This window comes from Qipengyuania citrea (assembly GCF_009828015.1).
In the GTDB taxonomy this organism is placed as follows: domain Bacteria; phylum Pseudomonadota; class Alphaproteobacteria; order Sphingomonadales; family Sphingomonadaceae; genus Qipengyuania; species Qipengyuania citrea.
In genome coordinates this window covers 368,925-388,758 of the sequence record NZ_WTYG01000001.1, presented here as the reverse complement: position 1 = coordinate 388,758, position 19,834 = coordinate 368,925, and the positions used below count along the sequence as shown (strand labels likewise).

Annotated in this window: 18 protein-coding genes, 1 tRNA gene and 1 riboswitch; of the genes, 7 read left to right on the top strand and 12 right to left on the bottom strand. The window is 65.3% G+C overall.

Annotated elements, in window-relative coordinates:
• Position 1: 1 nt before the first annotated feature.
• The 5 genes from metH to gcvPB all read left to right on the top strand — a co-directional run bounded on the left by metH (position 2) and on the right by gcvPB (position 7,434).
• On the top strand, positions 2–2,605 hold the full coding sequence (gene metH / locus GRI55_RS01735; protein WP_160765995.1) for a methionine synthase: 2,604 nt from the start codon (positions 2–4) through the stop codon (positions 2,603–2,605).
• 56 nt (positions 2,606–2,661) lie between these two features.
• A riboswitch (glycine riboswitch) is annotated at positions 2,662–2,758 on the top strand.
• A 152-nt stretch (positions 2,759–2,910) separates the two neighbouring features.
• Entirely contained in the window at positions 2,911–4,086 is a 1,176-nt protein-coding gene (gene gcvT, locus GRI55_RS01730) for a glycine cleavage system aminomethyltransferase GcvT (RefSeq protein WP_160765994.1), read from the top strand.
• A 5-nt stretch (positions 4,087–4,091) separates the two neighbouring features.
• A complete protein-coding gene (gene gcvH / locus GRI55_RS01725; protein ID WP_050601021.1) occupies positions 4,092–4,463 on the top strand; it encodes a glycine cleavage system protein GcvH in 372 nt (123 codons plus the stop codon).
• Positions 4,464–4,498: 35 nt separating this feature from the next.
• The gene (gene gcvPA, locus GRI55_RS01720; protein WP_063510833.1) at positions 4,499–5,866 is read left to right on the top strand and encodes an aminomethyl-transferring glycine dehydrogenase subunit GcvPA; all 1,368 of its coding nucleotides are present in this window, start codon (positions 4,499–4,501) and stop codon (positions 5,864–5,866) included.
• Entirely contained in the window at positions 5,863–7,434 is a 1,572-nt protein-coding gene (gcvPB, locus tag GRI55_RS01715) for an aminomethyl-transferring glycine dehydrogenase subunit GcvPB (RefSeq protein WP_160765993.1), read from the top strand. Before gcvPA ends, gcvPB begins: the two co-directional genes overlap by 4 nt.
• Before the next feature lie 76 nt (positions 7,435–7,510).
• Here the strand turns inward: gcvPB and GRI55_RS01710 are convergent, their stop codons facing one another.
• Complete coding sequence (locus tag GRI55_RS01710) at positions 7,511–8,779, bottom strand: lipopolysaccharide biosynthesis protein (RefSeq protein WP_160765992.1); 1,269 nt, start codon at positions 8,777–8,779, stop codon at positions 7,511–7,513.
• Between the two features lie 13 nt (positions 8,780–8,792).
• Entirely contained in the window at positions 8,793–9,602 is an 810-nt protein-coding gene (locus GRI55_RS01705) for an NTP transferase domain-containing protein (RefSeq protein ID WP_063506349.1), read from the bottom strand.
• 64 nt (positions 9,603–9,666) lie between these two features.
• Between GRI55_RS01705 and GRI55_RS01700 the strand changes: the two genes are divergently transcribed.
• Entirely contained in the window at positions 9,667–10,389 is a 723-nt protein-coding gene (locus GRI55_RS01700; protein WP_160765991.1) for an Nmad3 family putative nucleotide modification protein, read from the top strand.
• Here the strand turns inward: GRI55_RS01700 and mmsB are convergent.
• From mmsB to GRI55_RS01655, 10 genes are all read right to left on the bottom strand, one after another.
• Complete coding sequence (gene mmsB, locus GRI55_RS01695; protein WP_160765990.1) at positions 10,376–11,242, bottom strand: 3-hydroxyisobutyrate dehydrogenase; 867 nt, start codon at positions 11,240–11,242, stop codon at positions 10,376–10,378. The two genes, GRI55_RS01700 and mmsB, sit on opposite strands and share 14 nt — an antisense overlap.
• 49 nt (positions 11,243–11,291) lie before the next feature.
• Positions 11,292–12,074 carry an enoyl-CoA hydratase-related protein gene (locus GRI55_RS01690; RefSeq protein ID WP_160765989.1) on the bottom strand — a complete coding sequence of 261 codons (783 nt, stop codon included), beginning with the start codon at positions 12,072–12,074 and terminating at the stop codon, positions 11,292–11,294.
• Positions 12,075–12,179: 105 nt separating this feature from the next.
• Positions 12,180–13,232, bottom strand: coding sequence for an enoyl-CoA hydratase/isomerase family protein (locus GRI55_RS01685; protein ID WP_160765988.1), 1,053 nt, complete (start codon positions 13,230–13,232; stop codon positions 12,180–12,182).
• 30 nt (positions 13,233–13,262) lie between these two features.
• On the bottom strand, positions 13,263–14,408 hold the full coding sequence (locus GRI55_RS01680) for an acyl-CoA dehydrogenase family protein (protein WP_160765987.1): 1,146 nt from the start codon (positions 14,406–14,408) through the stop codon (positions 13,263–13,265).
• Positions 14,409–14,456: 48 nt separating this feature from the next.
• Positions 14,457–14,843: a RidA family protein gene (locus tag GRI55_RS01675; RefSeq protein ID WP_160765986.1), complete on the bottom strand. Its 387-nt coding sequence runs from the start codon at positions 14,841–14,843 to the stop codon at positions 14,457–14,459.
• Positions 14,840–15,145 (bottom strand): I78 family peptidase inhibitor, encoded by a 306-nt coding sequence (locus GRI55_RS01670; protein WP_050600934.1) that lies wholly within the window; start codon positions 15,143–15,145, stop codon positions 14,840–14,842. The genes GRI55_RS01675 and GRI55_RS01670 overlap by 4 nt, the downstream gene beginning before the upstream one ends.
• 11 nt (positions 15,146–15,156) lie before the next feature.
• The gene (locus tag GRI55_RS14825; protein ID WP_202392313.1) at positions 15,157–15,627 is read right to left on the bottom strand and encodes a hypothetical protein; all 471 of its coding nucleotides are present in this window, start codon (positions 15,625–15,627) and stop codon (positions 15,157–15,159) included.
• 32 nt (positions 15,628–15,659) lie between these two features.
• Positions 15,660–17,156 (bottom strand): CoA-acylating methylmalonate-semialdehyde dehydrogenase, encoded by a 1,497-nt coding sequence (locus GRI55_RS01665; RefSeq protein WP_160765985.1) that lies wholly within the window; start codon positions 17,154–17,156, stop codon positions 15,660–15,662.
• Between the two features lie 88 nt (positions 17,157–17,244).
• On the bottom strand, positions 17,245–18,459 hold the full coding sequence (locus GRI55_RS01660; protein WP_160765984.1) for a DUF819 family protein: 1,215 nt from the start codon (positions 18,457–18,459) through the stop codon (positions 17,245–17,247).
• 35 nt (positions 18,460–18,494) lie between these two features.
• A complete protein-coding gene (locus GRI55_RS01655; protein ID WP_160765983.1) occupies positions 18,495–19,565 on the bottom strand; it encodes a PLP-dependent cysteine synthase family protein in 1,071 nt (356 codons plus the stop codon).
• Between the two features lie 116 nt (positions 19,566–19,681).
• On the opposite strand from GRI55_RS01655, the gene GRI55_RS01650 reads away from it, so the two are divergent.
• Positions 19,682–19,755, top strand: a tRNA-Gly gene (locus GRI55_RS01650).
• Positions 19,756–19,834: the final 79 nt, after the last annotated feature.

Here is a 19,834-nt window from a genome sequence, read left to right as displayed (position 1 = left end):
CATGAGCAATCTGACCACCGCCCGCTTCGTCAATATCGGCGAGCGCACCAATGTGACCGGCTCGGCGCGGTTCAAGAAACTGATCATGGCGGACGATTACGACACCGCGGTCGAAGTCGCGCGCCAGCAGGTCGAAAACGGCGCGCAGGTGATCGACGTCAACATGGACGAAGGCCTGCTCGATGCCGAGCATGCCATGACCACTTTCCTCAAGCTGATCGCGGCCGAACCCGACATCGCGCGTGTCCCGGTGATGATCGACAGTTCCAAATGGGAGGTGATCGAGGCCGGCCTCAAATGCGTTTCGGGCAAGCCGATCGTCAATTCGATCAGCATGAAGGAAGGCGAGGACGCCTTTCTCGATCATGCGCGCAAATGCATGGATTACGGCGCCGCGGTGGTGGTCATGGCGTTCGACGAGACCGGGCAGGCGGACACCAAGGAGCGCAAGGTCGAAATCTGCAAGCGTGCCTATGCATTGCTGACCGGGATCGGCTTCCCGCCCGAGGATATCATCTTCGACCCCAATATCTTCGCGGTGGCGACGGGGATCGAGGAACACGATCGCTATGGTCTCGATTTCATCGAAGCCGTGGCGGAGATCAAGGCGGCGTGTCCGCAAGCGAAGACCAGCGGCGGCCTGTCCAACCTCAGCTTCAGCTTCCGCGGCAATGAAACCGTGCGCCGCGCGATGCATTCGATCTTCCTCTATCACGCCATCCCGGCTGGGCTCGACATGGCGATCGTCAATGCCGGCCAGCTCGATGTCTACGACCAGATCGATCCCGAACTGCGCGAAGCCTGCGAGGATGTCATCCTCATGCGCCGCCCCGATGCGACCGAGCGGCTGATCGACCTTGCCGAGAGCTACAAGGGCAAGAGCGCCGCCGACGAGAAGGCGGCCGAGGAGTGGCGCGGCTGGGAGGTGCGACGCCGGCTCGAGCATGCGCTGGTCAAGGGGATCGACGCGCATGTCGTTGCCGATACCGAAGAGGCGCGCCAGCAGTTCGACCGCCCGATCGAGGTCATTGAAGGCCCGCTGATGGATGGCATGAACGTTGTCGGCGACCTATTCGGCAGCGGCAAGATGTTCCTGCCGCAGGTGGTCAAGTCCGCGCGCGTCATGAAAAAGGCGGTCGCCCACCTGATCCCCTACATCGAGGCGCAGAAGGAAGCGGGCGCCCGCGCGAAGGGCAAGATCGTGATGGCCACCGTGAAGGGCGACGTCCACGACATCGGCAAGAACATCGTCGGGGTGGTGCTGCAATGCAATGGCTACGAGGTGATCGACCTCGGGGTCATGGTGCCGTGGTCGAAAATCCTCGAAGCCGCGAACGAGAACGATGCCGACATCATCGGCCTGTCGGGCCTGATCACGCCCTCGCTCGATGAAATGGTCACCGTTGCCGAAGAGATGAAAACCGCCGGGATGACCATGCCGCTGCTGATCGGCGGGGCTACGACCAGCAAGGTCCATACCGCGCTGCGGATCGACCCTGCCTATGACGGGCCGGTTATCCACGTGCTCGATGCCAGCCGGGCGGTGGGCGTCGCCAGCCGCCTGCTGTCCGACACGCAGCGCGATGAATTCGTCGACCGGACCGCGGCGGAATATGTCCAGGTCCGCGACACGCGCGCTGGCAAGAGGCAGAGCGAACTGATGCCGCTGGCCGATGCGCGCGCGAACGGTTTCGTAGCCAGCATGGCCGAAAAGCCCGCCGCGCCGCTGCAGCCCGGGCTGCATGTGTTCGATGGCTGGGACCTCGCGGAACTTCGCGAATATATCGACTGGACCCCGTTCTTCCGGGCATGGGAACTGCACGGCACCTATCCCAAGATCCTCGATGACGAGGTCGTCGGCGAAAGCGCCCGCAGCCTCAAGGCGGATGCCGACGCCATGCTCGACCGGATCGTCACCGAACAATGGTTCACCGCGCGCGGAGTCGCCGGGCTGTGGCCCTGCACGCGCGACGGCGACGATGTCGTGATCGCCGATCCGGCGGGCGCATCGCCTACGGTGATGGCGTTCCTGCGCCAGCAGGTGAAGAAGTCGCGCAGCCGTCCCAATATGTGCCTGGCCGATTTCATCGATCCGGCGGGCGACTGGCTGGGCGGCTTCGCCGTGGGCATCCACGGCATCGAGGAACATTCGCAACGCTTCCTCGCCGACAAGGACGATTATTCGGACATCCTGCTCAAGGCGCTAGCGGACCGCTTCGCCGAGGCATTTGCCGAACGGCTGCACCAGCACGTGCGCACCGATCTGTGGGGCTACGCGCCGCAGGAACAGCTGACGAATGCCGCGCTGATTAAGGAAGAATACCGCGGCATCCGTCCCGCGCCCGGCTACCCCGCCTGTCCCGACCACAGCCTCAAGCCGATCCTGTTCGACCTGCTCGACGCCGAAGCCAACACCGGGATCACGCTGACCGAAAGCTTCGCCATGTATCCCACCGCTGCCGTGAGCGGGTTCTATTTCGGCCACCCGCAGGCGGAGTATTTCGGCGTGGCGCGTGTCGGACGCGACCAGCTCGAGGATTATGCCACGCGTCGCAATGTGGATATTGCCACTGCCGAACGCTGGCTGCGCCCGAACCTGGATTGACCGGGCGGCCCTTATCGCGCAGGGCACTCACGTCGGCTGCGGAAGCGATTCTGCGGCAGGCGCGCACGGGAGAGTTCGGGTGGCGGCGTCCACCCGGCGCCGAAGGAGCAACCGCCCCGGAAACTCTCAGGCTAAACGGACCGTGCGCTCCATCGGCACTCTGGAAAGCGTCGCGCGCCTGCGCGTGGCCACCGAAGGGGTAAGCGCACCCATCCGTGCGCCAGTCTCTCAGGTTTCCCGACAGAGGGGGCATGGGTTTTCGGCGCACCGCGAAGGGGCGCCCCCATGCTTGCGAAGGACGGGACTTGAGCGACGACACCGAAGACACGATTGCCGAAACCGAAACGCTGCCGCTCGATGCGTGGCATCGCCGCAAGGGCGCGCGGATGGTGCCCTTTGCGGGGTACCACATGCCGATCCAGTACGAAGGCATCGTCACCGAACACAACTGGACCCGCAACCAGGCGGGCCTGTTCGATGTCAGCCATATGGGCCAGCTCATGGTCACCGGCGACAAGGCTGCGGCCGAGCTTGAGAAACTGCTCCCCGGGGCGATCGCTTCGCTCAAGCCGGGCAAGGTGCGCTATTCGCTGCTGCTCGACGATGACGGCGGTATCCTCGACGATCTGATGGTCACCAATGCCACGCCGTGGATCGAGGGCGACGAGGAAGCCGGCACCGAGGGACGCTGGGGCGAACCGGCCTATTACCTCGTCGTCAACGGTGCGATGAAATGGGACGATATCGCCCATCTGCGCGAGCATCTCGACGATGATGTCACGCTTACGCATATGGACGAACACGCGCTGATCGCGCTGCAGGGCCCCAGCGCGGCGACCGCGCTCAACCGCGTGATGCGCAACGTCATCGACGACATGGTCTTCATGGAAAGCGTGGTCCATGACTTCGGCGAATGGCCGCTGCGCATCACCCGCGCCGGCTATACCGGCGAAGACGGGTTCGAAATCTCGCTGCCGGCCGAATTCGCGGAAAGCTTTGCCGACCGCCTGTGCGCCGAAATCGAAGTGCGTCCCGTCGGCTTGGGGGCACGCGACAGCCTGCGGCTCGAAGCGGGCCTGCCGCTCTACGGCCACGACATCACCACCGAAACCGATCCGGTGTCTGCCGATCTCGGCTTTGCGCTGACCAAGCGGCGGCGCGAGGAAGGCGGCTGGATGGGCCATGCGCCGGTAATGCAGGCGTTCGCCGAGGGACCCGCGCAGAAACGCGTCGGCCTCGCCATCGACGGCCGGATGCCCGCCCGCGAAGGCGCGCTGGTCTATTCGGGTGATACGCAGGTCGGCCGCATCACCAGCGGCGGCTTCTCGCCCACGCTCGAACGGCCCATCGCCATGGGCTATGTCGACACAGCGCTTGCCGCCGAAGGCACCGAACTCGAGGTCGAGGTGCGGAAGAAAAGGCTGCCCGCGACGGTCGCCTCGCTCCCCTTCGTCCCCCATCGCTACCACAGAGGGAAATGATAGAAATGGCCCGCTATTTTACCGATGAACATGAATGGATCGACGTCGAGGGCGACACCGCCACCGTCGGGATCACCGATTTCGCACAAGGCCAGCTGGGCGACATCGTCTTCGTCGAGCTGCCCGATGTCGGCAGCGTGATCGACAAGGGCAAGGACGCTGCCGTGGTCGAAAGCGTGAAGGCGGCGAGCGACGTCTACGCGCCGATCAGCGGCGAGATCATGGAAACCAACGAGGCGCTGGAAGACGACCCGGCGCTGGTGAACACCTCGCCCGAAGAAGACGGCTGGTTCTTCAAGATGACCATCGGCGACAAGTCGCAGTTCGACGGTCTGATGGACCAGGCCGCTTACAAGAGCTTCTGCGACGGGCTTTGATTTTCTGACGCCCTGCGGGGCTTGAAGGAACCAAGATGCGTTACCTACCCCTGACCGATACCGACCGTTCGGACATGCTTGATACGATCGGCGCGCCCGATATCGATGCGCTGTTCGCCGATGTACCCGAGGCAGCGCGGCTTTCCGGCCCGATTGAAGGCCTGCCGATGCACGCCAGCGAAATGGCGGTCGAAAAGCATATGCGGCGGCTGAGCAAGAAGAACCTTGCCGCATCCGACGCGGCGTTCTTTCTTGGGGCAGGGGCATACAAGCACCATATCCCGGCCAGCGTCGATCACATCATCCAGCGCGGCGAGTTCCTGACCGCCTATACGCCCTACCAGCCCGAAATCGCGCAGGGCACGCTCCAGATGCTGTTCGAATTCCAGACGCAGGTCGCGCGGCTCTATGGCTGCGCGGTCGCCAATGCGTCGATGTACGACGGCTCGACCGCGTGCTGGGAAGCGGTGGCCATGGCGGGCCGGGTCGCCCGTGGGAAGAAGCGCAAGGTCGTGCTCTCGGGCGCGCTGCACCCGCATTATGCCGAAGTGGTGCGGACGATGGCCAAGTTCACCGACGACGAGATCGCCGGTGCGCCGCCCAGCCTGACCGCCAGGCCTGACGATGACGGGCTGATTGCGCGGATCGACGGGGACACCAGCTGCGTCGTGGTGCAATATCCCGATATCCTCGGCCGCCTGCCCGACCTCGCGAAAATCGCCGAGGCCGCGCATGACAAGGGCGCGCTGCTGATCGCGGTCAATACCGAACCCGTAGCGCTGGGCGCGATCGCATCGCCGGGAGAGCTGGGGGCGGACATCGTCGTCGGCGAAGGCCAGTCGATCGGCGTCGGCCTGCAATTTGGCGGTCCCTATCTCGGCCTGTTCGCCGTACGCGATGAAAAGCACGTACGCATGATGCCGGGCCGCCTGTGCGGCGAGACGGTCGATGCCGGGGGCAAGCGCGGCTTCGTGCTGACGCTGTCGACGCGCGAACAGCATATCCGCCGCGAAAAGGCGACCTCGAACATCTGCACCAATTCGGGTCTCTGCGCGCTGGCGTTCAATGTCCATATGACGCTGCTCGGCGAGAAAGGGCTGCGCCGGCTGGCGATGGAGAACCACCGGCTCGCCTGCTTTGCCGCCGACCGCTTGGCCAAGGTGCCGGGCGTGAAGCTGCTCAACGACGCGTTCTTCAATGAATTCACGCTGCTGCTCGATGGCGATGCGCGCAGTATCGTGCGTGAACTGACGCAGCAGGATATCCTCGCGGGCGTATCGCTCGCACGGCTGTTCCCCGGCCATGATGCGCTGTCCAACGGGCTGCTCGTCGCGGTTACCGAAACCACTACCGAGGAGGACGTGGAAACGCTCGCCTCCGCACTCGAGGAGGTGCTGGCATGAACGCTCCCAACGCTTCGGGCTGGAAGCCCGGCACCCCCGTCGAAGGACACAACGCGATGAGCGGCCCCGATACCGCCACCGGCAACCGCGCGCTGATGCTCGAGGAACCGCTGCTGTTCGAGATCGGCCATGCCGAAACCACCGGGGTGGACCTGCCCGAACCGCAAGCGGGCGCCAATCGCCTCGGCGGGTTCGACCGCAAGGATCCGATCGGCTTGCCCGGCCTGTCCGAGCCTGAGACCGTGCGCCACTACACGCGCCTGAGCCGGCAGAACTACGCGATCGATCTCGGGCTGTTCCCGCTCGGTTCGTGCACGATGAAGCATAATCCGCGGCTCAACGAAAAGGTCGCGCGCATGCCCGGCTTCGCCGATGTCCATCCGCTGCAGCCGGTCGATACGGTGCGCGGCGCGCTGGAAGTGATAAACGAACTGGCGCACTGGCTGATCGAGCTTACCGGCATGCAGGGCGTTGCCATGAGCCCCAAGGCCGGGGCGCATGGCGAGTTATGCGGCATCCTGTGCATCCGCGCCGCGCTCGAAGCGCGCGGCGATGCGCGCGAGGTCATCCTCGTCCCCGAAAGCGCGCATGGCACCAACCCAGCCACCGCGGCCTTCGCCGGCTACCGGGTCGAAGACATTCCGGCCAATTCCGACGGGAGGGTCGATCTCGAAGCGCTGAAAGCACGTCTCGGCCCCGATGTCGCGGGGGTGATGATCACCAATCCCAACACCTGCGGCCTGTTCGAACGCGACATGAAGGCGATTTCCGACGCGGTCCACGAGGCCGGCGGCTTCGTCTATTGCGACGGCGCGAATTTCAACGCCATCGTCGGCAAGGTGCGCCCCGGCGACCTCGGCGTCGACGCGATGCATATCAACCTGCACAAGACCTTCTCCACCCCGCATGGCGGCGGCGGCCCGGGTTCGGGCCCGGTCGTGCTGTCCGAAGCGCTCTGCCCCTATGGCCCGCTGCCGTTTACCGCGCGGACCAAGGATGGCGTGGTCCACCTGGTCGAGGAAGAGAACGCTGCCGAATTCGACCACACCAAGGCCTTCGGCCGGATGACCGCGTTCCACGGTCAGATGGGCATGTTCACCCGCGCGCTGGCCTATATCCTCAGCCACGGTGCCGATGGCCTCAAGCAAGTGTCCGAAGACGCCGTGCTTAATGCCAATTACATCCTGCGCAGCCTCGAAGACGTGCTCGATGCACCCTTCGGCCACAGCGGGCCGTGCATGCATGAAGCGCTGTTCAGCGACAAAGGCTTCGCCGACGATGTCTCGACGCTCGATCTGGCCAAGGCGCTGATCGACGAGGGCTATCACCCGATGACGATGTATTTCCCGCTGGTTGTGCACGGCGCGATGCTGGTCGAACCGACCGAGACCGAAAGCAAGGCGGCGCTCGACCAGTTCATCCTCGCGCTGCGCAGCGTGGCCGAGCGGGCGATTGCGGGCGACGAGACACTCAAGGCCGCGCCCTATTACGCGCCGCGCCAGCGGCTCGACGAAACGCAGGCCGCGCGCAAGCCCGTGCTGGCGTGGAACGACGCCAATCTGACCTGATCCGGCATGCTGTCTGCCGACCCGGCCGGGGTGCACCAGCGCCTCGCCGGGTCGGACCTGCGGTCCGGTGCCCGCGCTAGCGTTCGGGCGGTACCTCGGGTTTGGGTTTGACCGTGATCGTGATCTGCGACAGCGAGATGATCGCGACCCAGAAGCCCAGCACCGACAGGGCGGATGCGCCCATGACCGTGAAGGCTGCGCCCTTCAGCCCGTTCCAGCCCATCGCCACTTCGAGCAGCGAGAGCCCGATCACGGTCGGGATCGCGCGGATCAAAAAGGCGGTGCCCGCACGGCCCGCGCTGACCAGTAGGGATTCGAGGCTGGCCCCGACCAGCTCTATCGCCCCGGCAATCGCCAGGATCACCATCGTCCAGAACACCCGGAATTCGGGGCCCGCGATCAATGCCAGCGCCGGCCGCCCCAGGAACAGCGTGCCGAGCACGGCCAGGACGCCGGCGATCAGCGCGATATTTGCCATTCGCCGGGCCATGGCGTGGGCCGTTTCCTTGGCGTGGACCAGTTCGGGATAGATCGCCTTGGACACGGTTTGTGCAAGGCTGACGAGCGCCTGCCCCAGCTGGCTCGCGACGCGATAGCCGCCCGCGGCGGTTTCGCCCCCGATGGCGCCGATCAGCAGGATCAGCACCTGCTTGGATCCGACATTGAGGCTGCCCGACAGATTGGTCGACCAGACGAAGCGCCAGGCACCTGGGTGCGCCCGCGGAATATGGCGCAGGCTGATCCGCGACAGGTTGATGCGTTCCAGCCGTCCGGCGGCAATCCACAGCGCGGCGGCGACCGCTACTTCCGCCGCCGCCCAGGCGAGGATGAAGCCGGTCACCGTCGGCATGGCAATGGCGGCTGCTGCGGCACCTGCCGCCCGGACCACCGGCTGCACCGCTTCGGCGGCGGTCGTGCGGGCATAGGCAAACCGAAGGCGCAGCAGGCCGGTCGGCGTGGTCCTGATGGCGAGCAGCGAAACGACGCAATAGCCGAAGGCGACGGGCAGCAGCTCGTCGGGCAGCGGGAGCCACAGCGGCGCGGTTCCGACCAGCACGGCGGCCAGCACCAGGCCGAGCGCAATCGACAGCAAGTCGAGCGCGATGGCGAAACCGGTCGCATCGGCCGGCCCGTCGCCATCGGCGCCCCACCGCACGACGAATTGCCAGGTCTGGAAGTTGGCTATGCCGGTGACCGTCTGGCCCAGCGCGAGGATGATCGCGAAATAGCCGAAATTGTCGAGTCCGAGCGTGCGCGTGGCGAGCGCGAGGTAGACGAGGCTCAGCAGGGCGTTGAGACCGCGCCCCGTCAGGAGCCAGCCGATATTGCGCAGCAGACGATGCATCGTGCGGCCGGTGTCAGGCGGCTGCGAGCCGCTTCGCCAGCAGCTTTTCGGTAACCTGGAACGTGCGCTCGTTGTCGACGTCGATGGCGCAGTGGCCATGGCTCATCTCGATCGGCACCATCGAGAACCCGAAGCGGCGCGAAACCTGCGCGAAGAGCTTTTCCTTCGTTCCCCAGCCGAGGAAGAAGCGGATCAGGTTGATCACGCCGAACGCCTTGGCAATCCGGCGCGGGAATTTCACGAACTGCCCGCCGCCGCGCATGATCTCGGCTGCCGCGAGCGCCTGCGGGGTACCGATCCAATAGGCATTGCAGTTTGAATATCCGCCATCGGAAAATTCGTAGAACCGCGACTGGCCCTGCGGATCGGCGGCACGGACGTCTTCCTTATGCGCCAGTGCAGCCGCAGCGCCTGCCTTGCTGGCAATTGCCTTATCGGCAAACTCGGTGAAGTCCTCGGGCAGCCACAGGCAGTTGTCCGCGGTGGTGATCAGCAGCGGATAGTCCGCGCCCTCTGCCCCGGCAAAGACGCTGTCGACCAGATTGAACGCGCCGGGCTTGAACACCAGCCGGCCCTCGGCCTGGAGCTTGGCGATCGAGGGAATGGCGGCGATCTCGTCGGCTTCATGCGCCACGACGCGGATCTCGCCGATGCGCGGGCTGGCGGCGACATTCATCACAACGCGTTCGATCATCGGCATGCCGCCGACGGGAACGACGCATTTCTGCGCGACACCAGCGCGCTCGGCGAGCGGGTCGAGCACGCCCGAACGCTTGCCTGCCATGATGAGCGCGGTGACCTTGCCATTGTTGTCGTGTGTCATGGGCGCGCAAATAGGGCCGAATGGCGCGGTTGTCACTGCCGCGCGCTTAAGGCACGGGGTTGGCGTGCGAATTATCTTCTCTCGCAAGGGGTTCGACAGCGCTTCTGGCGGCGGCGCGTCGCCGATCGTGGAGAGTCGGCCGGTCAGCCTGCCGATCCCGGCCGGTACCGCCTCGCGCACGACCTATGGCGATCTCGGGCTGGGCGAACATGCCGCGCGTGCCAGCCGGGGGCGGGTCGATGCGGGCACGCTGTGCCACCACGACCCGATGTTCCTCGCCGATGGCACCTGCCTGTTCGGCCAATGCGGTGCGGCGCAGACGCATCTGGCGAACCGGGGCGTGGGGCTGGGGGACGTGTTCCTGTTCTTCGGCCTCTTCCGCGAGGAAGGCGGCGATCTCCACCACCGGATTTTCGGCTATCTCGAAGTCGCGGAGATCGTCGATCTTACACGTGGCGCACCCGACTATCTGGTCGAGCGCGGCCATCCGCATGCGCTGGCGCTCCATGCGCGCAACGACGTGATCTATGCAGGCCCCGGCGTGGAAGCCCGGCAAGCGAGCGATGCGCTGCGTCTCACCGTGCCCGGGGGGCCGCCTTCGCTATGGCAGCGCCCCGCATGGTTGAAGCGCGGGGGGCTGAGCTATCACGACCGCGCCGACCGCTGGTTGCGTGACGGACGGCTCAAGAGCGTGGCGCGCGGGCAGGAATTCGTCGCCGATATCGGCCGCCGCACGGCCCCGCGTGAATGGCTCGGGCGGGTGCTGGAGGAGATCAGAGCGTTTTGATGATCGCGCTGAAATCGAGCCCGGCATTGTCCTCGGCGAATTGCTCGTAAAGCTCCTTCGCGTGGCGACCGAGCGGGGTCGAGGCATCGGCGGTCTCGGCGGCTTCCATCGCCAGCTTGAGATCCTTGAGCATCAGGCCGGTGGCGAAACCGCCCTGGTAATCCTTGTCCGCCGGGCTTTCGACGCCGACGCCGGGCAGGGGTGTGTAGGCATTCAAGGACCAGCAATAGCCCGAGGACTGCGAACTGATCTCGTAGAACTTCTGCGGATCGAGCCCGAGCTTCTCGGCCATCTTCATTGCCTCGGCGGTGCCGATCATCGAGATGGCGAGCAGCATGTTGTTGCAGATCTTGGCGGTCTGGCCGGCGCCTGCGTCGCCCGCCTGGATCACGGCCTTGCCCATGGCCTGCAGCACCTCCTCGGCGCGGGCGAACGCCTTTTCGGTGCCACCGACCATGAAGGTCAGCGTGCCGCCATTCGCGGCCGCGATCCCGCCCGAAACGGGGGCGTCGACCATGTCGTAACCGGCGGACTCGGCCTTGGCGATAACCTCCTTGGCGGTGGCGACATCGATGGTCGAGCAATCAAGCAGCACCGCGCCTGCGAGCGCCTTGCCGATCACGCTGCCTTCATAGACCGACTTCACGATCCCGCCATTGGGCAGCATTGAAACCACCGCATCGACGTCTTGCACGGCCTCGGAAGCATCGGTGAAGGGCGTGCAACCGTTGTCCTTGGCTGTCGCGAGTGCTCCTTCCGAAAGGTCGAAGGCATTCACGGCATGCCCGGCCTTCACGAGGTTGGCGGCCATCCCGCCACCCATATTGCCAAGGCCGATGAAGGCGATTTTCATGTTCTCTCTCTCTCTCTCTCCGCGTATTCTTTTCTCGTGACAGGAGGGATTATTTCCCCTTCCACTTGCCCTCGCGCTTCTCGACGAAGGCGGCCATGCCCTCAGCCTTGTCCTCGCTCGCGGCGAGGATCTGGAAGATGCGCCGTTCGATGATCAGGCCCTGGTCGAGGCTGGTTTCGAAGGCCGCATTGACCATTTCCTTGTTTGCGATCGCGGCCATCGGCGGCATGCTGGCGATCTGCGCCGCGGTCTTCAGCGCTTCGTCGAGCAGCGTGTCATGCGGCACGACGCGCGCGACCAGATTGCTGCGCTCGGCTTCCGTGGCATCCATCATCCGGCCGGTCAGGCACATCTCCATCGCCTTCGACTTGCCGACCGCCCTGGTCAGACGCTGCGATCCGCCCATGCCCGGCGCGACGCCCAGCTTGATCTCGGGCTGGCCGAACTTGGCGTTTTCGCTCGCGATGATGAAATCGGCCATCATGGCGAGCTCGCAGCCGCCACCCAGCGCGAAGCCGTTGACCGCCGCGATCCACGGCTTGCGCGTCTTCTTGACGATCTCGCTCGTCCAGGGGCTGAAGAAATCCTCGAGGTAGAAATCGGCCGCGGCCTTCTCGCTCATTTCCTTGATGTCCGCGCCCGCGGCGAAAGCCTTGTCGCCCGAACCGGTCAGGACTGCACAAAGCTGGCTCTTGTCCGCTTCATAGGCGGCGAAGGCCTCGGTCAATTCCGCAAGGATCGTGCTGTTGAGCGCGTTGAGCGCCTTGGGACGGTTGAGCGTGATCAGCGTGACCGCGTCACGTTTTTCGACGGTGATGGTTTCGTAAGCCAATGTTCTCTCCACGTCGCTCCTGCGAAGTCAGGAGCCTAGATGACTTGTCGGCCGCGCGGAACTGCAACGGCGTATGGGCCCCTGCCTGCGCAGGGGCGACGGATATCACCGTTCAAGCGGCGTCCATTCCGCGCCCTCGGGAAGCGGGGCGAAGATGCTGTCGATCAGTTCTTCGCTGACGTCCTCGGGCGCTGCGGGGTCCCATTGCGGGTCGTTCGTCTTGTCGACGATCACCGCGCGCACGCCCTCGGCGAAATCGGGCCGGGTCAGCACGCGGCTGGCGATGCGATATTCCATGCGCATGTTGTCGGCGAAGCTGCCGAGATGTTCGCTCTCGCTCAGCTGGCGCAGCGCGACCTTGCAGGTCTGCGGGCTCTTGCCGCGCAGCGTGGCGAGCTCCTTCGCCGCCCATTCGCTGTCGTCTGCCTCGAGGCTGCGGAGGATGTCCTCATAGCGATCCGAGGCGAAGTGTTTCTTGATCAGCGCGGCATTCTCTTCCAGCCGCGCGGGCGGCGGGGTGGTGGAAAGTTCGGACAGGATCCCGCCGATCCGGTCGGGATGTTCGATAATCCGGGCCTTGGCTTCGGCGAGTTTCTCAGCCGGCAGGTAATGCGTGGCGATACCCGCCCAGACGCATTCCGCACCGTCGAGCCGCGCACCGGTCAGCGCGAGGAACTGGCCGAGCCGCCCGCCCAGCCGCGACAAGTGCCAGCCGCCACCGACGTCGGGGAACAGGCCAATCCCGCTTTCGGGCATGGCGAAGCGCGTGTTCTCGGTCGCGACGCGATATTTGCACGGCAGCGCGATACCGACGCCGCCGCCCATGGTGATGCCGTCCATGAAGGCGACGATGGGCTTGCCGTATTCGAACATCTGGTGGTTGAGCCGGTATTCGTCGTGGAAGAATTCGCGCCCGCTTTTCCCGCCATCGTTGAGCGCGGAATGGCGCAGGAGATTGATGTCGCCCCCCGCGCAGAAGCCGCGCCCTTCGGCGTGGTCGAGGATGACGGCCTCGACTGCGTCATCTTCGGCCCAGCCTGCCAGCGCGGCGCTTATGCCATGGCACATGTCGAGCGTCAGGGCATGCAGCGCCTTGGGGCGGTTGAGCGAGATATGGCCGGTGCGGCCATGCGCGTGGATGTTGAGGTTCTCAGTCATGGGGTCTTCTCATTCTGCCGCCGGTCGCGGTCACTGGCGCAGCAAATCGCGGCCCACGATCATGCGCATGACCTGGTTGGTGCCTTCGAGGATCGAATGCACGCGCAGATCGCGCCAGAAGCGTTCGATCGGATATTCCCTGAGATAGTCATAGCCGCCGAACAGCTGCAGCGCATCGTTGACGATCTTGCTGCCATTGTCGGTCGCGAGCCGTTTGGCCATCGCGGAATAACGCGACTTGTCGGGTGCGTTGTCGGTCACCTTGGCCGCTGCGAGATACAGCAGCGCGCGGGCCGCTTCGAGGTCGGTTGCCATGTCGGCAAGCATGAACTGTGTGTTCTGGAAATCCGCAATGGGTGTGTCGAACTGCTTGCGGTCCTTGGTGTAGGCCACCGCTTCGTCGAGGCAGCGCTGCGCCCCGCCCAGTGAACAGGCCCCGATGTTGAGCCGGCCGCCGTCGAGGCCCATCATCGCAAAGCGGAACCCCTCGCCTTCGTCGCCAACGCGATTGGCAACCGGTACGCGCGCATCCTCGAAAATGACCTGCGCGGTGGGGGAGGCGTTCCAGCCGAGCTTCTTCTCCGGCTTGCCGAAGGAAACGCCCGGCGTGTCCTTGTCGATGACGAGGCAGGTGATGCCCTTGGTCTTGTGTTCTCCCGTGCGGACCATGGTGACGTAGACATCGTTGACGCCCCCGCCCGAAATGAACTGCTTGGTCCCGTTGAGAACGTAGTGATCGCCGTCGCGCACCGCGTTGGCCTTGAGGCCTGCGGCATCCGAACCGCTGCCTGGTTCGGTCAGGCAGTAGCTGGCGATCTTGTCCATGCTGACGAGGTCGGGAAGATAACGGTCCTTCACGTCCTGGCTGCCGAAACTGTCGATCATCCAGCTAGCCATGTTGTGGATCGAGATGAAGGCGCTGGTGGTGGGGCAGCCATAGGCCATCGCCTCCATGATGAGCGCAGCCTCCAGCCGGCCGAGCCCGATCCCGCCGCTTTCTTCCGAAACGTAGATCGCGCCGAAACCGAGTTCGGCCGTGCTCTTGATCACGTCGCGCGGGAAATGCGATTTCTCGTCCCATTCGCCCGCATGCGGAGTGATGTTGTCGGCGGTGAAGCGCTGCGCCACTTCCTGGATCGCGAGCTGCTCTTCGGTAAGCTGAAATTGTCCTGTCATGGCGGGTGACCTAGCGGTGGTGGGGGGAGGTGAAAAGGGCTGCGGCGGTCAGCCTTCGATGATTGCTTCGGCCTCGATCTCGACTTTCCATTCCGGTCGGCAGAGCCAAGCCACGCCTGCCATCGTTGCGGCGGGGCGGGCCTCGCCGAAGAACCGCGCGTGGACTTCGCCGATCGCCTGCTGGTCGGCCGGATCAGTCAGCAGCATGCGCGTGCGCACGACATCCTTCGCGCTGCCGCCAAGGTCTTCGACGGCGCGCAGGATCAGCGTGAAGCAGCGTTCGGCCTGAGCCGCGGCATCGCCCGGTGTCGAGGTGCCGTCAACCTCGATCGGGCCGGTGCCGGCGACCAGGATGCGATCGCCTTGGCGGACCGCGCGGGCGAAGCCGAACTGCGCTTCGAAGGGCGATCCGCTGGAGGCGTGGCGGCGCTTCACCCGCAGGTGATCTCGGTGATCTGCCGCGCCTCGTCATAGCGCACGTTCACGCGGTCGGTGCGGTAGTCCATCGTCCAGGCCGAGTTCGGCGGCCCCCAGCGGAGCACCTCGGCGCCGCTTTCGGCAAGGATGGCTGCGCCGGTCCGCTCGGTCGCCTGCTGGCCGACATGGGCCTGTGCCGGTTCGGCATTGCAGCTGCCGCGCATCGCATCGCCGGGATTCGACGGGGAGGGCGCGGGTTCGGAATACCCCGCGCAGGCGGCCAGCGGCAGCGCCAGGACGGGAAGGGCCAGGATACGCATGGGCAACACTCCTATTCGCATTTCTTAAGCGGCATGGGCTCGAACTGGTCGTCGCCAACCGCCGCCGGGGTCAGCCTGCGCCCGTCGTCGGACAGCGTGAAGCGGCGCACCATCTCCCATGTCTCGCCTTCACCTTCCATCGCCAGCGAAACGACGATGTCCTGTGGGCCTGCGACTTCGATCCGTGTCACTTCGCCGAACGATTCGTAGAACTGCATGGTCTCGGGCCCGATCTCGACGCGCAGGTCGGAAGCCGGATCGCAGCTGCCCTCGACATAGTCCCAAACGCCCCGGAACGCGGCGGGAATGGTTTCGGCAGTGACGGGGCCCGGCGGTCCGGCGCCGTCACCAATCCCGCCATCGGGTTCGACCGGCATCATCGTTTCGGCCGGCTCGGGCGCAGCCGCCTCGTCCGGCCCGTCCGAACAGGCGGCAGCCAGCAGTGCCAGCGGCAGGGCGGCGGTAAGCAGTGATCGTTTCATCGTGTCTCTCTCCCTACCGCCTGCCGCGGCATTCAACCCATCGTGGGGATGACGAAGGCGTTCGATCCGTCGCCGCCACCATCGGGCCAGCGCTGGGTGACCTTCTTGGCCTTGGTCCAGAACTTCAGGCCTTCCTGGCCGTACTGGTCGGTGTCGCCGAAGCCCGAACGCTTCCACCCGCCGAAGCTGTGATAGCTGACGGGGACGGGAATCGGAACGTTGATCCCGACCATACCGACATTCACGCGGTGGGCGAATTCGCGCGCCGCATGGCCGTTGCGCGTGAAGATGGCGACACCGTTTCCGTATTGGTGCTCGCTCGGCAGCCGCAGTGCATGCTCGAAATCGTCGGCGCGCACGATCTGCAGGACGGGTCCGAAAATCTCCTCGCGGTAGCTTTCCATGTCGGGGGTGACGCGGTCGAGCAGCGTCGGGCCGACGAAGAAGCCCTTCTCGTGCCCCTGCAGCGTGAAACCGCGGCCATCGATGACGACTTCGGCGCCTTCCTGTTCGGCAGTGTCGATCCACTGTTCGATCCGCGCCTTGTGCTCGGGCGTGACGACGGGGCCGTAATGCGCGTCGGGATCGGTCGAAACGCCGATGCGCAGCGCATTGATCGCGGGGATCAGCTTTTCGCGCAGCCTGTCGGCGGTGTCCTCGCCCACGGGCACGACCACCGGCAGCGCCATGCAGCGTTCACCCGCGGAGCCGAAGGCGGCCCCGGCGAGATCGCCCACCACCTGGTCGAGATCGGCATCGGGCATGACGATGCCGTGGTTCTTCGCGCCGCCCATCGCCTGGACGCGCTTGCCCGCAGCGACGCCGCGCTTGTAGACGTAATGCGCGATATCGCTCGACCCGACGAAGCTGACCGCGGCGATGTCCTCGTGATCGAGGATCGCATCGACCATTTCCTTGTCGCCGTGGACCACCTGCAGCAGCCCCTCGGGCGCGCCGGCCTCGACGAACAGTTCGGCCAGCCGGATCGGCACGCTGGGATCGCGTTCGGACGGCTTGAGGATAAAGGCGTTGCCCACCGCGATCGCCATGCCGAACATCCACATCGGGATCATGGCGGGGAAGTTGAACGGGGTGATGCCCGCGCCGATACCCAGCGGTTGGCGCATCGAATAGACATCGATGCCGGGGCCCGCGCCTTGCGAATATTCGCCCTTCAGGGCCTGCGGGATGCCGCAGGCATATTCGATGACCTCGAGCCCGCGCTGCACATCGCCATGCGCATCGTCCACGACCTTGCCGTGTTCGCTGGCGAGCAGTTCGGCCAGTTCCTGCTTGTTGGCTTCGACCAGCCGTTTGAATTCGAACATTACCCGCGCGCGGCGCTGCGGGTTGGTGGCCGCCCATTCGGGCTGGACCTTCTTGGCGGCGGCGACCGCGCGGTCGAGCAAGGCGGCGTCGCCCAGCGGAACCTCGGCCTGGACTTCGCCCGTCGAGGGGTTCCAGATCTGGTGGGTGCGGGCCGCGGGAGCGCTCGCTCCGCCGACGATGAAATGGTCAAGCTGACGCATGAAAGTTCCTCTCTTTTCTTTGCAACGGCCCATACGCGCGCAAGGTCCGAAAGCAACCGGTATCGGGTGAAACCTTTGCCGCGCGCGGCTAGCCGATACCGGCCATCATCTGCGCGCACAGGATCGCGCCATAGGTCCCCAGCGCATAGCCCAGCACAGCCAGCAACACGCCGACCGGGGCCAGTGCGGGGTGGAAGGCCGCCGCCACCACCGGGGCCGATGCCGCGCCGCCGATATTCGCCTTGCTGCCCACCGCGACGAAGAAGAACGGCGCCTTGATGATCTTGGCCACGCTCAGCAGCAGGATGACGTGGAACAGCATCCAAATGAAGCCGATCGCCATGAAAGCGGGCGCATCGGCGATCTTGGTCACGTCCATCCGCGTGCCGATCACCGCCACCAGCAGGAAGATGAACAACACGCCGAACTTGCTGGCGCCGATACCTTCTAGCTCGCGTGCACGGGTGAAGCTGGCGGCCAGCCCCGCAGTGGTGGCGATGACCACGACCCAGAAGAACTCGCTCGCCAGCGTGGCGTCCTCGCCCTGCATCGCGGCGAACCAGCCGCCCAGCCAGCCGCCAAGCAGGTGCGCGAGACCGACGATGGCGAAGGTCACACCGAACAGCAGGACATAGTCATTGGCCTTGGCGACGCGTTCGATGCTTGCAGTGTAATCGGCCATCGTGTCGCGCAGCCGGGCAATCGATGAACTGTCCGCGCCCAGCCATTTGTCGACGCGCTCGTGCGCGCCCGCGCCATAGAGCAGGAACACCATCCAGATCTCGGCGACGATGATGTCGACCGCCAGCAGCGCGGCAAAACCCTCGAGCGGATAGCCATAGACTTCGAGCATCGCGGTCTGGTTGGCGCCGCCGCCGATCCAGCTTCCCGCCAGCGTCGCCAGCCCGCGCCATGCGGCGGTATCGCCCGAACCGATGATCGAAGGTTCGAACTGCGCCACGATCCACAGTGCCAGCGGCCCGCCGAGGACGATGCCCACCGTGGCGGTCAGGAACATGACGATCGCCTTGCTGCCGAGACCGAGGATCCCCTTGATGTCGATCGACAGTGTCATCAGGAACAGCGCGGCGGGCAGGAAATAATCCTTCGCTACCGGCCACAGATTGCTTTCGGATACGTCGATCAGCCCGAAAGTCGTCATCAGGCTGGGGACGAGATAGCAGACCAGGATGATCGGCACGAAGACGTAGAAACGCTGCCAGCCGGGGCGGTCGCGCGTGGCGAATACGAAACCCAGTACGAGGGCCAGCAGCCCGAGAATAATCCTGTCGTCGCTGATCATGTGATGCGGCAGCCCTTGTTCTGGAGATGCAGTGTCTAGCCGGCGAAGCGACCGGTTTCGAAGAAGTCGGAGATCGCCTGTCGCGGCGCCGCGACGTTGAGGTCGCGCGCCGCCAGCCACTCCGCGTCGAAGATTGTGTCGGCATACCGCGCGCCGTCGTCGCACAGGATCGACACGATCGAGCCCGTTTCGCCGCGCGCGGCCATTTCGGCGGCGATGCGCGCGCAGGCCCACACATTGGTCCCGGTCGAACCCCCGCAGCGCCGCCCCAGGCGGGCGCTGACTTCATGGGCGGCGGCGATCGAGGCGGCGTCTGCCACCACTTCCATCCGGTCGACGATATCGGGCAGGAAACTGGGTTCGACCCGCTGCCGGCCGATGCCTTCGATGCATCCGGCCGAATGATCGACGCGCGCTACGCTGCGCTCGGCCCAGTGGCGGTGGAACACCGATCCCGCGGGATCGGCGACGCAGACCCCGGTGTCATGGCGATTGTAGCGTGCAAAGCGGCCGATTGTGGCGGAGGTGCCGCCCGTTCCCGCACCGCAGACGACCCAGCGCGGCACCGGATGCGGCTCGCGCGCCATCTGCGCGAAAATCGATTCGGCGATATTGTTGTTGCTGCGCCAGTCGGTCGCGCGTTCGGCATAGGTGAACTGGTCGATATAATGGCCGCCCAATTCGTCGGCGAGCGACTGCGCCGCTGCGTAGACTTCGCCGGGCGCGCCGACGAAATGGCATTCGCCGCCGTAGAATGCGATGGCATCGATCTTGGCCTGCGCGGTGCTGCGCGGCACCACGGCGATGAACCGCAGCCCCAGCATGCGCGCGAAATAGGCTTCGGAAACCGCGGTCGATCCGCTCGATGCCTCGACCACTGGGGTGTTCTCGCAGATCCAGCCGTTGCACAGGCCATAGAGAAACAGCGATCGCGCCAGCCGGTGCTTGAGGCTGCCGGTCGGATGGCTCGATTCGTCCTTCAGATAGATCGCGATATCAGGCAGCGCGGGGACCGGCAGCGGGATCAGATGCGTGTCGGCCGAACGGTTGAAGTCGGCCTCTATCCGGCCGATCGCCCAGTTCACCCATGCGCGCTTGTTCGTCATGCGGGCCTTGTAGGGCGTGCTGCCCGCGGGGGAAGGGCGCGCACGCCGTTTTCCGCCGTGGCCGCCGGTTTGTATTGACCGCCACGCGCGTTCCGTGGCAAGCGCCGCGCCGCCTCGCGGGTGTAGCTCAATGGTAGAGCAGCAGCTTCCCAAGCTGACGACGAGGGTTCGATTCCCTTCACCCGCTCCACAATCCTGAATTAGCCGCAGAAAACCGCCATTCCGGAGGCGGTAGTGCGCACACCTTCACCCATAGCTTCTCACACGGC

Bases quoted from the DNA above. Each gene is read 5' to 3' on its own strand.
- metH (WP_160765995.1), top strand. From the start codon at position 2: ATGAGCAATCTGACCACCGCCCGCTTCGTCAATATCGGCGAGCGCACC.
- gcvH (WP_050601021.1), top strand. From the start codon at position 4,092: ATGGCCCGCTATTTTACCGATGAACATGAATGGATCGACGTCGAGGGC.
- gcvPA (WP_063510833.1), top strand. From the start codon at position 4,499: ATGCGTTACCTACCCCTGACCGATACCGACCGTTCGGACATGCTTGAT.
- gcvPB (WP_160765993.1), top strand. From the start codon at position 5,863: ATGAACGCTCCCAACGCTTCGGGCTGGAAGCCCGGCACCCCCGTCGAA.
- GRI55_RS01710 (WP_160765992.1), bottom strand. From the start codon at position 8,779: ATGCATCGTCTGCTGCGCAATATCGGCTGGCTCCTGACGGGGCGCGGT.
- GRI55_RS01705 (WP_063506349.1), bottom strand. From the start codon at position 9,602: ATGACACACGACAACAATGGCAAGGTCACCGCGCTCATCATGGCAGGC.
- mmsB (WP_160765990.1), bottom strand. From the start codon at position 11,242: ATGAAAATCGCCTTCATCGGCCTTGGCAATATGGGTGGCGGGATGGCC.
- GRI55_RS01685 (WP_160765988.1), bottom strand. From the start codon at position 13,232: ATGACTGAGAACCTCAACATCCACGCGCATGGCCGCACCGGCCATATC.
- GRI55_RS01680 (WP_160765987.1), bottom strand. From the start codon at position 14,408: ATGACAGGACAATTTCAGCTTACCGAAGAGCAGCTCGCGATCCAGGAA.
- GRI55_RS01670 (WP_050600934.1), bottom strand. From the start codon at position 15,145: ATGCGTATCCTGGCCCTTCCCGTCCTGGCGCTGCCGCTGGCCGCCTGC.
- GRI55_RS14825 (WP_202392313.1), bottom strand. From the start codon at position 15,627: ATGAAACGATCACTGCTTACCGCCGCCCTGCCGCTGGCACTGCTGGCT.
- GRI55_RS01665 (WP_160765985.1), bottom strand. From the start codon at position 17,156: ATGCGTCAGCTTGACCATTTCATCGTCGGCGGAGCGAGCGCTCCCGCG.
- GRI55_RS01660 (WP_160765984.1), bottom strand. From the start codon at position 18,459: ATGATCAGCGACGACAGGATTATTCTCGGGCTGCTGGCCCTCGTACTG.
- GRI55_RS01655 (WP_160765983.1), bottom strand. From the start codon at position 19,565: ATGACGAACAAGCGCGCATGGGTGAACTGGGCGATCGGCCGGATAGAG.